The following is a 14,551-nucleotide window of genomic DNA, read 5'->3' on the forward strand; positions in this document are numbered from 1 at the left end:
GAATCCACGGAAGCGGACTCGTGACGAGTCGAAGCTAAACCGGGGTGAAATGATCTCTTGGGGAAATTGTTCCCTGCAGCTGAAAATTTTTTCGGCCCGGCGCCTATACCGGTTTGGCAAAGCGCTCAGGCAGGAGAAAGCTGGGTAATTGCGTAGCCGGAACGGCTGCGCCGAAATAGAAACCCTGGCCATAATGACATCCGCCCGACCGTAGATAGTCGAGCTGTTGTGCATTTTCGACGCCTTCGGCCACGGTGTGGATACCCAGGCTATAGGCCAGGTTGAGCACGGTGCGGACGATCGCGGCATCATCGGGGTCGGTTTCCAGATCCCGGACAAAGCCCTTGTCGATCTTGATGACATCGATAGGAAACTGCTTGAGGTGCGAGAGCGAGGCATAACCCGTGCCGAAGTCATCGAGCGCGATCGACATCCCGGCCTGGCTCAGCCGGTTGAGGCTGCGTTCGACGACATCGACATTCCGGCCGAGAAATACCGATTCCGTCACTTCCAGTTCGATCCGGCCGGGTTCGACGCCGATGGCTTCCAGGCGCTGCAGCAGTCGCTCCGGAAAGGCGGGATCATGCAGTTCGACGCCGGGGACATTGACCGCGACATGGCCGAAATCCAACCCGGCATCGAGCCAGCGACGGCAATCGACCAGTATCTGGTCGATCATCCGCTCGGTGATCTTGCGGCCCAGTTCGGGATGTTCGAAAGCGGCCATGATGTGATCTGGCATGATCAGGCTGCCATCGGGGCGTACGCAGCGCAGCAGTGCCTCAAACCCTATGACCCGACCATCGGTCAGATCGACCTTGGGCTGATACCATGGCACGGGCGGGGCATGGGTAAGGGCATCGCGCGCGCGTTCCAGCATGCGCGCTTCGCGTTGCCAGCGTTCCAGCAGGCCGGGTTCAAACAGGCAGGCCCGACCGCGTCCGCCATTTTTGGCTTCGTACAACGCGATATCGGCATGCTTGATCAGGTCAGCGATGTCGCCGGCATGGTCTGGAAACAGCGCCACGCCCATGCTGACGCGGCAATCGATGTCGCGCCCGCCATGTCGCAACGGCGCATGCAGGCGTCCCGTCATCCGCGCCAGTATCGCGTCCAGATCCACCAGGCCCTGCAGGCGGGTCAGGATCACGGCAAATTCGTCACCGCCCATGCGTGCCACCATGTCTGACGGACGTACCGCGTCGCGCAGCCGTTCGGCGACGGCGCACAACAGCGCATCGCCCGCATCATGGCCGGCGCTGTCGTTGATCCGCTTGAATTCGTCGACGTCGATCAGCACGACCGCCATCTGACTGCCCGAACGCCCTGATGTCAGTGCTGCCTGCGTCAACGTCGCCATGAAGTGGGAACGGTTCGCAAGGCCGGTCAACGCGTCGGTCATGGCCAGATGCGCGAGGTGGCGTTCGGCTTCCTTGCGGCCGGTGATGTCGACGATACTGGTCAGGACGCATTGTGCGCCAGCGATGACGATGGGGCGGGCCGCAAGCAGCACGTCGCGCAGCCTGCCTTCCTCGTCCGCGATACAGCATTCCTCATTGTCGATGCTGTCGCCGCGTCCGAGTCGGTCGAGTAGCGGTAACGGCCCATCCGACCGGTGATCGACGATCGCGAGCCGCGCGATGGAGTCGGGTGGGCCAAAGGCGCGGGCCGCCGCATCATTGCTATGGATGACGACGCCATCGTGACGGGTGACCAGCAGCGGCACGGGCACCGTCATGAACATGCGCTCCAGCGCTTCACCGTTGCTGGCGAGCGCGCTGCGCGCTGCGCGGGCCTCCTCGCTGGCGGTCCATTCCTGCCGCTGCAACCGATTGGTGCGGGCAATCGCGATCCACATGCCGCTATGCAGCATCAGCACGGCCATGATCATCCCCGGCGTTGTCGGGGCCAGAGGCGCCGGCGCCAGATAGCCGATCAGCAGCACGACGCCGCATCCCAATCCGCCGCCGACATTGCCGCGGAAACTGGTGGGGACGACGAGGTAGAAGACCAGGGGCAGCATCACCAGGACGAACACGGCGATGTCGCTCCGTGAGGACACGAGAAAGGCGACGCCGATCGCGGTCACGCACTGCCAGGCGAAGCAGATGCGTTCCAGCGCCTTGAAGCTGTGGATGCGGCGGGACAGCGCCAGGCAGCCGAGCGACCAGAAGATCACCACGAGTCGCGCGGGAATGGCGATCCAGAAATGGGGCGTGCCGGCAAAGCGCCAGTCGCTCAACAGGAACAGTATGTTGAGCAGGGCCGATAGGCCGAACAGCAGATAGGCATGCGCGCGCGACTCGGGCAGCCGGTTGGCCTGGAACGCTGCCTCCCGTTCGAGGCTGCGGAACTCGCCGCTGATCCTGGAAAGTGCGGTCACAATCTGTCCCTGCCGGAGCCAAGGCGGTGCAAATTGCCACAAAATTGCCGCGCCTGTTAGCAAAATGCCAAAACCGAATTCACCATGTGGGACGTGAGGGCGTTTTGTGTCGGTGATCGGCCGGGGGAGAGCCAGCTTGACCCTGGCGATGCGCATCGCTATAGGGCCGCCTGCCTTGCGGTCCGTGTCGGGAAGACCCGTTTTCCCCTCCCAGCCCATGGCAAGCACTAGAGCTGAACATTATCGGCTGTTCTTGCGGCTCCAGGTGGCTTTGTCCGCCGGGGCTTTTGCTGTTTCGGTCCGTACGGTCCTGATGGCAGGGAACGCGAGAAATGCGCGCGATAAAGTAACTGAAAAGGTGAAGGGCTTCATGCCAACAATCAACCAGCTGGTCCGCAAGGGCCGCGATCCGCAGAAGGCCAAGTCCAAGGTCCCTGCAATGGACGCAAATCCCCAGAAGCGCGGTGTTTGCACCCGCGTTTACACCACGACCCCGAAGAAGCCGAACTCGGCGCTTCGTAAGGTGGCCAAGGTTCGCCTGGTCAATCAGCGCGAAGTCATCACCTATATTCCGGGTGAAGGCCATAACCTGCAGGAACACAGCGTCGTGCTGATCCGCGGTGGCCGTGTGCGAGATCTTCCGGGCGTGCGTTACCACGTTCTTCGCGGCGTTCTGGATACCCAGGGCGTCAAGGATCGTAAGCAGAGCCGTTCCAAGTACGGCGCCAAGCGTCCTAAGTAAGGGAGACTAGAATATGTCACGTCGTCGTCGCCCCGAAAAGCGCGTCATCCTGCCCGATCCCAAGTTCGGTGATCAGGTTCTGTCGAAGTTCATGAACAGCGTCATGCAGGACGGGAAGAAGGCCGTTGCCGAATCCATCGTCTATGGCGCGCTCGAAACCGTCGAGGCCAAGGCCAAGAAGGATCCGATCGGCCTGTTCCATGACGCGCTGAACAATGTGAAGCCCGGCATCGAAGTCCGCAGCCGCCGCGTCGGCGGTGCGACCTATCAGGTTCCTGTCGAAGTTCGTCCCGAACGTTCGCAGGCCCTGGCGATCCGCTGGCTGATCACGGCAGCCCGCAACCGCAGCGAAACCACCATGGCTGCCCGCCTGTCGGGCGAGCTGCTGGACGCTGCCAACAACCGCGGCAATGCGGTGAAGAAGCGCGAAGATACGCACCGCATGGCGGAAGCGAATCGCGCCTTCTCGCACTATCGCTGGTAAAAGAAGACAGGCGGGGTGTCGGGCCACAGGGTCTGCGCCCCGTTCGGTCGCTCTGAAAATCGGTCCGTTCGCCGGGGGTCTCTACCCATGGCGGACGGATTGGTTTAGGGGCCACCCCAGACTCGAATCCCCAACCGCCGGCGCGCCGGCAACGGAGAAGCATCATGGCCCGCAGCCATCCGCTCGAACATTATCGTAACTTCGGTATCATGGCGCATATCGACGCCGGCAAGACCACCACGACCGAGCGTATCCTTTATTACACCGGCAAGTCCTACAAGATCGGCGAAGTCCATGACGGCGCCGCGACCATGGACTGGATGGAGCAGGAGCAGGAGCGTGGTATCACCATCACCTCGGCTGCGACGACCTGCGTGTGGAAGGCGGCTGAGGGCAAGGGCCCCGAGCATCGCCTGAACATCATCGACACCCCCGGTCACGTCGACTTCACCATCGAAGTCGAGCGTTCGCTGCGCGTGCTCGACGGTGCGGTTGCCGCGTTCGACGGCGTTGCCGGCGTTGAGCCGCAGTCGGAAACCGTGTGGCGCCAGGCGGACAAGTACAAGGTTCCGCGGATGTGCTTCATCAACAAGCTCGACCGCACCGGTGCCGACTTCTATTATTGCGTGCAGACGATCATCGATCGCCTGGGCGCGACCCCTGCTGTCCTGTATCTGCCCATCGGCGCAGAGTCGGACTTCAAGGGCCTGGTCGACCTGGTCGAGAACCGTGCGATCATCTGGAAGGATGAGAGCCTGGGCGCCGAATTCTATTATGAAGAAATTCCGGCTGACCTCGCTGACAAGGCTGCCGAATATCGCGAAAAGCTGATCGAGCTTGCCGTCGAGCAGGACGATGCCGCGATGGAAGCCTATCTGGAAGGCAATGAGCCCGACGTCGCGACCCTGAAGGCGCTGATCCGCAAGGGCACGCTGGCCCAGGCGTTCACGCCGGTGCTGTGCGGTTCCGCGTTCAAGAACAAGGGTGTTCAGCCCCTGCTCGACGCCGTCGTCGACTATCTGCCGAGCCCGCTCGACATCGAAGACGTCCAGGGCGTCAAGATGGACGGCGAGACCCCGGACAGCCGTGCGACCTCGGACGACGCGCCCTTCTCGGGCCTGGCGTTCAAGATCATGAACGATCCGTTCGTCGGCTCGCTGACCTTCCTGCGCATCTATTCGGGCACCCTGACCAAGGGCACGTACCTGAACTCGGTGAAGGACAAGAAGGAAAAGATCGGCCGTATGCTCCTCATGCACGCGAACTCGCGTGAGGACATCGACACCGCCTATGCCGGCGACATCGTCGCGCTGGCCGGCATGAAGGAAACCACCACCGGTGATACGCTGTGCGCCGAGCGCCAGCCGATCATCCTGGAGCGGATGGAATTCCCCGAGCCGGTCATCGAACTGTCGGTGGAGCCCAAGACCAAGGCCGACCAGGAAAAGATGGGCGTCGCCCTCAACCGCCTGGCTGCCGAAGATCCCTCGTTCCGCGTGTCGACCGATCACGAATCGGGCCAGACCATCATCAAGGGCATGGGCGAACTTCACCTCGAAATCCTGGTCGACCGCATGAAGCGCGAGTTCAAGGTCGAGGCGAATGTCGGTGCGCCGCAGGTGGCCTATCGCGAATATCTCAAGAAGCCCGTCGACATCGACTACACCCACAAGAAGCAGTCGGGCGGCACCGGCCAGTTCGGCCGCATCAAGGTGAAGCTGAACCCGGGCGAGCGCGGCGCGGGCATCATCTTCAAGGATGAGATCAAGGGCGGTAACATTCCGAAGGAATATATCCCCGCCATTGAAAAGGGCATGCGTGAAACGGCGGCCACCGGCTCGCTGATCGGCTTCCCGATCATCGACTTCGAAATCCTGCTCTATGACGGCGCCTATCATGACGTCGACTCGTCGGCGCTGGCATTCGAAATCACCGGTCGTGCAGCGATGCGCGAAGCGGCGCAGAAGTCGGGTATCACCCTGCTTGAGCCCGTCATGAAGGTCGAGGTCGTGACCCCGGAAGAATATCTGGGCGACGTCATCGGCGACATGAACAGCCGTCGTGGCCAGATCCAGGGCACCGATACGCGCGGCAACGCGCAGGTGGTCGAGGCGATGGTTCCGCTGGCCAACATGTTCGGCTATGTGAACTCGCTGCGTTCGTTCACCCAGGGGCGTGCGAACTACTCGATGATCTTCTCGCATTATGACGAAGTGCCGCAGAATGTTGCGGACGAGGTCAAGGCGAAGATGGCCTGACGATTTTCCCTATCCGGGCTGCGCGAGCGGCTCGGATAGGGGCTGGTAATCTGTGAATTTGCTGCTATGGACGCGCCTTCGCGAGGCGCGGCCGAGCGGTCAGACCCAAGCTGATTTTGATTAGAAGGTAGGATAAAATGGCTAAGGCTAAGTTTGAGCGGAATAAGCCGCACTGCAACATCGGCACCATCGGTCACGTTGACCATGGTAAGACCTCGCTGACCGCGGCGATCACCAAGGTTCTCGCCGAAACCGGCGGTGCGACCTTCACCTCGTACGACAACATCGACAAGGCTCCCGAAGAGCGCGAGCGTGGCATCACCATCTCGACCGCTCACGTCGAGTATGAGACCGAAGCCCGTCACTACGCGCACGTCGACTGCCCGGGTCACGCTGACTACGTCAAGAACATGATCACCGGTGCCGCCCAGATGGACGGCGCGATCCTGGTTGTGTCGGCCACCGACGGCCCGATGCCGCAGACCCGTGAGCACATTCTGCTCGCCAAGCAGGTCGGCGTTCCCCAGCTGGTCGTGTTCATGAACAAGGTCGATCTGGTCGACGACGCCGAAATCCTCGAGCTGGTCGAGCTGGAAATCCGCGAGCTGCTGAGCTCGTACGATTTCGACGGCGACAACATCCCCGTCATCCCGGGTTCGGCTGTTGCTGCCCTGCAGGACAAGACCCCGGAAATCGGCCATGACGCCGTTCTGAAGCTGATGGCTGCGGTTGACGAGTTCATCCCGCAGCCGGAGCGTCCGGTTGACAAGCCCTTCCTGATGCCGATCGAAGACGTGTTCTCGATCTCGGGTCGTGGTACGGTTGTGACCGGCCGCGTCGAAACCGGCATCGTCAAGGTTGGTGAAGAAGTCGAGATCGTCGGCATCCGCGACACCCGCAAGACCACCGTCACCGGCGTCGAAATGTTCCGCAAGCTGCTCGACGAAGGTCGTGCAGGCGACAACATCGGCGCGCTGGTTCGTGGCGTGGGCCGTGAAGACGTCGAGCGTGGTCAGGTTCTGGCCAAGCCCGGTTCGGTCACTCCGCACACCGAATTCGACGCTGAAGTCTATGTGCTGTCGAAGGACGAAGGTGGCCGTCACACGCCGTTCTTCGCCAACTATCGTCCGCAGTTCTACTTCCGCACCACCGACGTGACCGGCGAAGTGATCCTCCCCGAGGGCACCGAAATGGTCATGCCTGGCGACAACGTGAAGCTCGGCGTCAAGCTGATCGCTCCGATCGCGATGGACTCGGGTCTGCGCTTCGCCATCCGTGAAGGCGGTCGTACCGTCGGCGCAGGGGTTGTCGGAACGATCTCGAAGTAATATAGGACCGCAGCGGCGCGAATCATCTGATTCGCGCCGCTCGGAATTTTCACCGCCCCGGATCGCCTTTCTCCGGCTCGAACGAGCTAGAAGGGCAATGAGTGGGGCGGTTTTGTTTTTTGGCTCTTTCGCATCGGTAGGAAAATGGACAGCAACATCCGCATTCGCCTTAAGGCGTTCGATCATCGCGTGCTCGATCAGGCAACCGGCGACATCGCCGAAACCGCCCGTCGTACCGGCGCCCTCATTCGCGGTCCTATTCCTTTGCCGACGCGCATCGAAAAGTTCACGGTCAACCGTGGGCCGCACATCGACAAGAAGTCGCGCGAGCAGTTCGAGGTCCGCACCTACAAGCGTATGCTTGACATTGTGCAGCCGACGCCGCAGACGGTCGACGCGCTGATGAAGCTGGACCTGGCTGCCGGCGTGAACGTCGAAATCAAGCTGGCCTAAGCCGGCAAGTCCCTGCCTTCTCGAAAGGTTGGCAGGGTATCGGGTATTCCGGCTCTCTATTCTTTTGGGGGGCGGAAGCTCAAACGACACAAGGGATACCGCATGGCCTGAGGCCGTGGTCCTGGTCCCCCGTCGCTGTCCCCGAGAGGGGGTGGCATCCAACCCGGACGGGGTGATCTACATATTGGGTTGGGCCGCGAAGGAGAGATCCTGAGCGGTTTTTTCGTTGGATACGCCCGCTGCTATGGCGGGCCTCTATGGGAGTAATCGGTGATGCGCACTGGCGTGATCGCTAAGAAAGTCGGGATGACCCGCCTGTTTCAGGACGATGGACGTCATGTCCCCGTCACTGTCCTCGCGCTCGAGGGCAACCAGGTCGTGGCACGCAAGGAAACCGATCGTGACGGCTATATCGCCGTGCAGCTCGGTGCCGGTGTTGCCAAGGCGAAGAATGTCGCCAAGCCGCAGCGCGGCCATTTCGGCAAGGCCGAGGTGGAGCCCAAGGCCCGTCTGGTCGAATTCCGTGTCGCCGAGGATGCGCTCCTCGATGTCGGCGCCGAAATCGCCGCTGACCATTTCATCGCCGGCCAGCTGGTCGACGTCGCTGGTCACACCCAGGGTAAGGGTTTTGCCGGTGCCATGAAGCGTTGGGGCTTCGGCGGTATGCGCGCCACGCACGGCGTGTCGATCAGCCATCGTGCCCATGGTTCGACGGGTAACCGTCAGGATCCGGGCCGCGTCTTCAAGAACAAGAAGATGGCCGGTCACATGGGTGATCGCGAGCGGACCCAGCAGAATCTCGAAATCGTCCGTACGGACGTCGAGCGCGGTCTGCTGTTCGTCAAGGGTTCGGTTCCGGGCGCCAAGGGCACCTGGCTGACCGTGTGCGACGCCGTCAAGGTGAAGCGCCCCGCCGACGTTCCGTATCCCGCCAGCCTGAAGGCTGCCGCGAACAGCAACAATGCTCCGGCCGAGACGCCTGCTGAAGAAGCGGCTGCTCCCGAAGCGACCGAAGGCCAGGAGGGCTAATCATGAAGGTCAATGTACAGACCCTCGACGCGCAGGCCGCCGGCGAACTGGAGCTCAACGATGCCGTGTTCGGCCTTGAGCCCCGCGCCGACATCCTGCACCGCGTCGTCACCTGGCAGCTCGAAAAGCGTCGCGGCACCGCTCGCGGTACGCGTGAGCGTTCCGACGTTGCGCGCACCGGCAAGAAGTTCGGTCGCCAGAAGGGCGGCGGTACGGCTCGTCACGGCGATCGCCGCGCTCCCGTCTTCATCGGCGGTGGTAAGGCTCACGGTGCCCGCGTCCGCGACTTCAACCCCTCGCTGAACAAGAAGGTTCGCGCGCTGGGTCTGAAGATGGCGCTGTCGTCGAAGGTGAAGGACGGTTCGCTGTTCATCATCGACAGCCTGGACGTTGCCGAAGGCAAGACCAAGGCGCTGGTCGCGAACCTTGCCAAGCTGAACCTGAACAAGGTGCTGTTCATCGACGGCGACGCCGTGAATGTCAGCTTCGCCAAGGCTTCGGCCAACATCATCGGCGTGAACCTGCTGCCGGCCGTCGGCGCCAACGTTTACGACATCCTGAAGGCCGATTCGCTGGTGCTGACCCGCGCCGCGGTCGAAAAGCTGGAGGCCCGCTTCAATGGCTAAGAAGGAAGCAGCGACCGTCGCCAACCGTCATTATGACGTGGTTGTCGCCCCGGTCATCACCGAGAAGTCGACGCTTCTCTCCGAAAACAACGCCGTTGTCTTCAAGGTCGCGAACGACGCGTCCAAGCCGGAGATCAAGGCAGCTGTCGAGGCCCTGTTCGGCGTGACCGTGAAGGCGGTCAACACGCTGGTGCAGAAGGGCAAGGTCAAGCGCTGGAAGGGCAAGCCCTACAAGCGTTCGGACTTCAAGAAGGCGATCGTGACGCTGGCCGAAGGCCAGTCCATCGACGTCACCACCGGTATCTGAGGCGGGATAGATGGCACTCAAGCACTATAACCCGACGAGCCCCGCACAGCGCGGCCTGATCCTCGTCGACAAGTCCAGCCTGCACAAGGGCAAGCCCGTCAAGGCGCTGACCGAAGGCAAGCGCAAGACCGGTGGCCGCAACAACAAGGGTCATGTGACCTCGCGCGGCATCGGTGGCGGTCACAAGCAGCGTTATCGCATCATCGACTTCAAGCGTCGCTTGTGGGATGTCGAGGGTACGGTCGAGCGTCTGGAATATGACCCCAACCGCACCGCGTTCATCGCGCTGGTCAACTATCCCGATGGCACCCAGGCCTATATCCTGGCACCGCAGCGCCTGGCGCCCGGTGACAAGGTCATCGCGGGCAAGAAGACCGACGTGAAGCCGGGCAACGCCATGGAACTGGGCCAGATGCCGGTCGGCACCATCATCCACAATGTGGAGATGAAGCCGGGCAAGGGCGGTCAGCTCTGCCGGTCGGCGGGCACCTATGCCCAGCTGGTCGGTCGCGATCGCGGCATGGTGATGGTCCGCCTGTCCTCGGGCGAACAGCGCTACATCCGCTCGGACTGCATGGGCACCGTTGGCGCCGTGTCGAACCCCGACAATGGCAACACCAACCTCGCCAAGGCAGGCCGCAACCGTTGGAACGGCATTCGTCCGCTGACCCGCGGTGTTGCCAAGAACCCGGTCGATCACCCGCATGGCGGTGGTGAAGGCCGGACCTCGGGCGGCCGTCATCCGGTCACGCCTTGGGGCAAGCCGACCAAGGGTGCACGCACCCGCCACAACAAGGCGACGGACAAGTTCATCATCCGTAGCCGCCACGCGAAGAAGAAGAGGTAAGCGAGATGGCTCGTTCCGTCTGGAAAGGTCCGTTCGTGGACCTCAGCCTTCTGAAGAAGGCGGAAACCGCGCAGGACGCCGGTGGCCGTGCGCCGATCAAGACCTGGTCGCGTCGTTCCACTATCCTGCCGCAGTTCGTTGGCCTGACGTTCAACGTCTATAACGGCCGCAAGCATGTTCCGGTCTCCGTGAACGAGGATATGGTGGGTCACAAGCTGGGCGAATTCGCCCCGACCCGCTTCTTCCCCGGCCACGCTGCCGACAAGAAGGGCAAGCGCTAATGAGCAAGGAAAAGGCTCCCCGTCGCGTCGCCGACAATGAGGCCCTGGCCGTTGGCACGCAGATCCGTGGTTCGGCCCAGAAGCTGAACCTGGTTGCCACGCTCATCCGCGGCCGCAAGGTCGAGGACGCGCTGAACATCCTCGCCTTCTCGAAGAAGGCGATGGCGGTCGACGTGCGCAAGGTGCTGGCTTCGGCCATCGCCAACGCGGAAAACAACCACAATCTGGACGTCGACGCGCTCGTCGTGGCCGAAGCATCGGTGGGTAAGAGCTTCACCCTGAAGCGCTTCCATGCCCGCGGCCGCGGCAAGTCGACCCGGATCCTCAAGCCCTTCAGCCGCGTGCGCATTGTCGTGCGTGAAGCTGGCGAAGAAGCGGAGGCGTAAGCACATGGGTCACAAGAGCAATCCGATCGGTCTGCGTCTTCAGATCAACCGCACCTGGGACAGCCGTTGGTACGCCGAAGGCGCCGACTATGGCCGTCTGCTGCTGGAAGATCTCAAGATCCGTCAGTATATCGTCAAGAACCTGCCGCAGGCCGCGATCTCCAAGGTCGTGATCGAGCGTCCGGCCAAGCTGTGCCGCGTGTCGATCTATGCCGCCCGTCCGGGCGTCATCATCGGCAAGAAGGGCGCTGACATCGAAAAGCTTCGCAAGAAGCTGGCGCAGTTCACCTCGTCCGACGTGTCGCTGAACATCGTCGAAATCCGCAAGCCGGAAATCGACAGCCGTCTCGTCGCGCAGGGCATTGCCGACCAGCTGGAACGCCGCGTTGCGTTCCGCCGGGCGATGAAGCGTGCGGTGCAGTCGGCGCTGCGTCTGGGTGCCGAAGGCATCAAGATCACCTGCGGCGGCCGTCTGGGCGGTGCAGAGATCGCGCGTGTCGAATGGTACCGTGAGGGCCGCGTTCCGCTGCATACGCTGCGTGCGAACGTCGACTATGCCGAAGCCGAAGCCCACACCGCCTATGGCGTGTGCGGTATCAAGGTCTGGATCTTCAAGGGCGAAATCCTTGGTCATGATCCGATGGCTACCGACCGGCTGATGCTGGAGGCTCAGACCTCCGGCGTGCGCCCGGCGCGCTGAAGATAGAAGGTAGGTAAAGCGTCATGCTGCAACCGAAGAAGATGAAGTTCCGCAAGACCTTCAAGGGCCGGATCAAGGGCGACGCCAAGGGTGGCACCGCACTGAATTTCGGTTCCTACGGTCTCAAGGCCATGGAGCCCGAGCGGATCACCGCACGCCAGATCGAAGCGGCCCGCCGTGCGATCACGCGTCACATCCGTCGTCAGGGCCGTCTGTGGATCCGCGTGTTCCCCGACGTACCGGTCACCAAGAAGCCGGCTGAAGTCCGTCAGGGCAAGGGCAAGGGTTCGGTCGAATATTGGGCGGCACGCGTCGCCCCCGGCCGCATCCTGTTCGAACTGGACGGCGTTCCCGGTCCGCTCGCAGCAGAGGCCTTCTCGCGCGCCGCGATGAAGCTGCCCATCAAGACGAAGGTCGTTGCCCGCCTCGGCGACACCTCGCATCTGGAGGGTTAAGCAATGGCCAATGTTGCTGATCTGAAGACCAAGACGGACGACGAACTGTCGACCGAACTGAACAACCTGAAGCGCGAGCAGTTCAATCTGCGTTTCCAGGCGGCTACCAACCAGCTGGAAAAGCCCAGCCGGGTCAAGGAAGTCCGCCGTTCGATCGCGCAGATCAAGACCCTGCAGACCGAGCGTAACCGCTCGGCCGCGAAGTAAAGGAAACACACGATGCCCAAGCGCGTGCTGACGGGAACGGTGGTTTCCGACAAGACCGACAAGACGGTGGTGGTTCGTGTAGAGCGCAAGGTTAAGCATGCGCTTTACGGCAAGATCATTCGCCGCTCGAAGAAGTACCATGCCCATGACGAGGGCAATGTCTACAAGGAAGGCGAGACGGTCCGCATCGAGGAGACCGCCCCGATTTCCAAGCTGAAGACCTGGAAGGTCATCGAGCGCGTGGACACGCACAAGGCGCCCGAAGCGGCCGCCTGACGCAGTCACTGACCCTTCGGGTCGAAAAAGTTCGGACGCGGGGCTGGCCTTTTCCATCGGAAAGGGTTACAGGCCCGCGCTTCGTGCATTTCGATTCACCGGGTCGGCACACGAAATTCGGAACCGCCGGGATAGTCCCGGTAGGCCAAATAAGAAGGAACCGGATCCATGATCCAGATGCAATCCAATCTTGACGTCGCTGACAACAGCGGCGCCAAGCGCGTCCAGTGCATCAAGGTGCTGGGCGGGTCGAAGCGTCGCTTCGCCAGCGTGGGCGACATCATCGTCGTCTCCGTCAAGGAAGCCGCGCCGCGCGGCAAGGTGAAGAAGGGTGACGTGCATCGCGCGGTCATCGTTCGCACCGCAAAGGATATCCGCCGTGCAGACGGTTCGGTCATCCGCTTCGACGGCAATGCCGCCGTCCTGGTCAACAAGAACGAGGAGCCGATCGGCACCCGTATCTTTGGCCCGGTCGTTCGCGAGCTGCGCGCCAAGAAGCACATGAAGATCATCTCTCTTGCTCCCGAGGTGCTGTAATGAGCGCTGCCAAGATCAAGAAGGGCGACAAGGTCGTCGTGCTGGCTGGTAAGGACAAGGGCCGTACCGGCACCGTCCTGCAGATGCTCCCCAAGGACGACAAGGTCCTGGTCGAGGGCATCAATGTGCATGCCAAGCATCGCAAGCCCGACCAGTCGAACCCGCAGGGTGGCATCGAGCGCAAGCCGGCCCCGCTGCACATTTCGAACGTGGCTGTCGCCGACAAGGATGGCAAGCCGACTCGCGTCCGTTTTGAGGACCGCGACGGCCAGAAGGTCCGCGTTGCCGTCAAGTCCGGTGAGGTGCTGTAATGGCTGACAAGTACATTCCGCGCTCGAAGGCGCAGTATGACGCTGAAATCGTGAAAGCGATGACCGAGAAGTTCGGTTACCAGAACGTCATGGAAATCCCTCGGATCGAAAAGATCACGCTCAACATGGGCGTGGGCGAAGCGACCCAGGACAAGAAGAAGGTCACTTCGGCGGCCGAGGAAATGGAACTGATCGCCGGCCAGAAGCCGGTCATCACCAAGGCGAAGAAGTCGATCGCGCAGTTCAAGCTGCGTGAAGGCATGCCGATCGGTGCCAAGGTCACGCTGCGCCGCGAGCGCATGTATGAATTCCTTGATCGCATGATCAACATCGCCCTGCCGCGCGTGCGCGATTTCCGTGGTCTCAACCCGAAGAGCTTCGACGGCCGTGGCAACTATGCCTTCGGCATCAAGGAGCAGATCATCTTCCCCGAGATCAGCTATGACCGCGTCGACAAGGTGCGCGGCATGGACATCATCGTGACCACCACCGCGAAGACGGACGACGAAGCGCGCGAACTGCTGCGCCTCTTCGGCTTCCCCTTCCCGCAGGAAGAAGAGAAGCAGGCGGCCTGAGTGCAGGCCCCGCTTCTCTCCCAACGCTTTAGCTAAGGAAGAGAACTTAAGTCATGGCGAAACTGAGTTCGATCAACAAGAACGAGCGCCGCAAGAAGCTGGTGAAGAAATATGCCGGCCGTTATGCGAAGCTCAAGGCGATCGCGAATGATACCGCGGCCGATGACAGCGATCGTCTGATCGCGCGTCTGAAGATGGCGGAGATCCCCCGCAACGGCAACCCGACCCGCGTTCGGAACCGCTGCGAACTGACGGGGCGTCCCCGCGCTTACTACCGCAAATTCCGCCTCTGCCGCGTGCAGCTGCGTGATCTGGCCAACAAGGGCCTGATCCCCGGCGTCACCAAGTCGAGCTGGTAAGGATCAT

At 61.9% G+C, this 14,551-nt stretch carries 20 protein-coding genes; 19 read left to right on the top strand and 1 reads right to left on the bottom strand.

The annotated features are described in order from the left end of the window. Positions 1–103: 103 nt before the first annotated feature. Positions 104–2,383: an EAL domain-containing protein gene (locus tag PMI04_RS03125; RefSeq protein ID WP_037485916.1), complete on the bottom strand. Its 2,280-nt coding sequence runs from the start codon at positions 2,381–2,383 to the stop codon at positions 104–106. A 370-nt stretch (positions 2,384–2,753) separates the two neighbouring features. Here PMI04_RS03125 and rpsL point away from each other — a divergent pair, with 370 nt between their 5' ends. The 19 genes from rpsL to rpsN all read left to right on the top strand — a co-directional run bounded on the left by rpsL (position 2,754) and on the right by rpsN (position 14,544). Then, complete coding sequence (gene rpsL / locus PMI04_RS03130; RefSeq protein WP_007707915.1) at positions 2,754–3,125, top strand: 30S ribosomal protein S12; 372 nt, start codon at positions 2,754–2,756, stop codon at positions 3,123–3,125. A 13-nt stretch (positions 3,126–3,138) separates the two neighbouring features. Further along, positions 3,139–3,609: a 30S ribosomal protein S7 gene (gene rpsG / locus PMI04_RS03135; RefSeq protein WP_007707914.1), complete on the top strand. Its 471-nt coding sequence runs from the start codon at positions 3,139–3,141 to the stop codon at positions 3,607–3,609. A gap of 164 nt (positions 3,610–3,773) precedes the next feature. Continuing rightward, positions 3,774–5,867, top strand: coding sequence for an elongation factor G (gene fusA, locus PMI04_RS03140; RefSeq protein ID WP_007707913.1), 2,094 nt, complete (start codon positions 3,774–3,776; stop codon positions 5,865–5,867). A gap of 137 nt (positions 5,868–6,004) precedes the next feature. Further along, positions 6,005–7,195: an elongation factor Tu gene (gene tuf / locus PMI04_RS03145; protein ID WP_007707911.1), complete on the top strand. Its 1,191-nt coding sequence runs from the start codon at positions 6,005–6,007 to the stop codon at positions 7,193–7,195. Between the two features lie 144 nt (positions 7,196–7,339). Further along, on the top strand, positions 7,340–7,648 hold the full coding sequence (gene rpsJ / locus PMI04_RS03150; protein ID WP_004208724.1) for a 30S ribosomal protein S10: 309 nt from the start codon (positions 7,340–7,342) through the stop codon (positions 7,646–7,648). Positions 7,649–7,921: 273 nt separating this feature from the next. Further along, positions 7,922–8,677: a 50S ribosomal protein L3 gene (gene rplC / locus PMI04_RS03155; protein WP_007707908.1), complete on the top strand. Its 756-nt coding sequence runs from the start codon at positions 7,922–7,924 to the stop codon at positions 8,675–8,677. Between the two features lie 2 nt (positions 8,678–8,679). Continuing rightward, positions 8,680–9,303 (top strand): 50S ribosomal protein L4, encoded by a 624-nt coding sequence (gene rplD, locus PMI04_RS03160; RefSeq protein ID WP_007707906.1) that lies wholly within the window; start codon positions 8,680–8,682, stop codon positions 9,301–9,303. Beyond that, a complete protein-coding gene (locus PMI04_RS03165) occupies positions 9,296–9,610 on the top strand; it encodes a 50S ribosomal protein L23 (RefSeq protein ID WP_007707903.1) in 315 nt (104 codons plus the stop codon). The genes rplD and PMI04_RS03165 overlap by 8 nt, the downstream gene beginning before the upstream one ends. A gap of 10 nt (positions 9,611–9,620) precedes the next feature. Then, the gene (gene rplB / locus PMI04_RS03170) at positions 9,621–10,457 is read left to right on the top strand and encodes a 50S ribosomal protein L2 (protein WP_007707901.1); all 837 of its coding nucleotides are present in this window, start codon (positions 9,621–9,623) and stop codon (positions 10,455–10,457) included. Between the two features lie 5 nt (positions 10,458–10,462). Further along, positions 10,463–10,738, top strand: a complete 276-nt coding sequence (rpsS, locus tag PMI04_RS03175) for a 30S ribosomal protein S19 (protein ID WP_007707899.1) — start codon at positions 10,463–10,465, stop codon at positions 10,736–10,738. Then, the gene (gene rplV / locus PMI04_RS03180) at positions 10,738–11,124 is read left to right on the top strand and encodes a 50S ribosomal protein L22 (protein WP_004208717.1); all 387 of its coding nucleotides are present in this window, start codon (positions 10,738–10,740) and stop codon (positions 11,122–11,124) included. The genes rpsS and rplV overlap by 1 nt, the downstream gene beginning before the upstream one ends. A 4-nt stretch (positions 11,125–11,128) precedes the next feature. Beyond that, on the top strand, positions 11,129–11,824 hold the full coding sequence (rpsC, locus tag PMI04_RS03185) for a 30S ribosomal protein S3 (RefSeq protein WP_007707898.1): 696 nt from the start codon (positions 11,129–11,131) through the stop codon (positions 11,822–11,824). Positions 11,825–11,847: 23 nt separating this feature from the next. Continuing rightward, positions 11,848–12,279 (top strand): 50S ribosomal protein L16, encoded by a 432-nt coding sequence (gene rplP / locus PMI04_RS03190; protein WP_007707896.1) that lies wholly within the window; start codon positions 11,848–11,850, stop codon positions 12,277–12,279. A gap of 3 nt (positions 12,280–12,282) precedes the next feature. Next, complete coding sequence (gene rpmC, locus PMI04_RS03195; protein WP_007707894.1) at positions 12,283–12,486, top strand: 50S ribosomal protein L29; 204 nt, start codon at positions 12,283–12,285, stop codon at positions 12,484–12,486. A 12-nt stretch (positions 12,487–12,498) separates the two neighbouring features. Next, positions 12,499–12,762 (top strand): 30S ribosomal protein S17, encoded by a 264-nt coding sequence (rpsQ, locus tag PMI04_RS03200; RefSeq protein WP_007707892.1) that lies wholly within the window; start codon positions 12,499–12,501, stop codon positions 12,760–12,762. 168 nt (positions 12,763–12,930) lie between these two features. Then, entirely contained in the window at positions 12,931–13,299 is a 369-nt protein-coding gene (gene rplN / locus PMI04_RS03205; protein ID WP_007707889.1) for a 50S ribosomal protein L14, read from the top strand. Further along, a complete protein-coding gene (gene rplX, locus PMI04_RS03210; protein WP_007707886.1) occupies positions 13,299–13,610 on the top strand; it encodes a 50S ribosomal protein L24 in 312 nt (103 codons plus the stop codon). Before rplN ends, rplX begins: the two co-directional genes overlap by 1 nt. Further along, complete coding sequence (gene rplE, locus PMI04_RS03215) at positions 13,610–14,185, top strand: 50S ribosomal protein L5 (protein WP_007707884.1); 576 nt, start codon at positions 13,610–13,612, stop codon at positions 14,183–14,185. Before rplX ends, rplE begins: the two co-directional genes overlap by 1 nt. Positions 14,186–14,238: 53 nt before the next feature. Further along, complete coding sequence (gene rpsN / locus PMI04_RS03220) at positions 14,239–14,544, top strand: 30S ribosomal protein S14 (RefSeq protein WP_007707881.1); 306 nt, start codon at positions 14,239–14,241, stop codon at positions 14,542–14,544. Positions 14,545–14,551: the final 7 nt, after the last annotated feature.

This window comes from Sphingobium sp. AP49, from assembly GCF_000281715.2.
GTDB lineage: Bacteria > Pseudomonadota > Alphaproteobacteria > Sphingomonadales > Sphingomonadaceae > Sphingobium.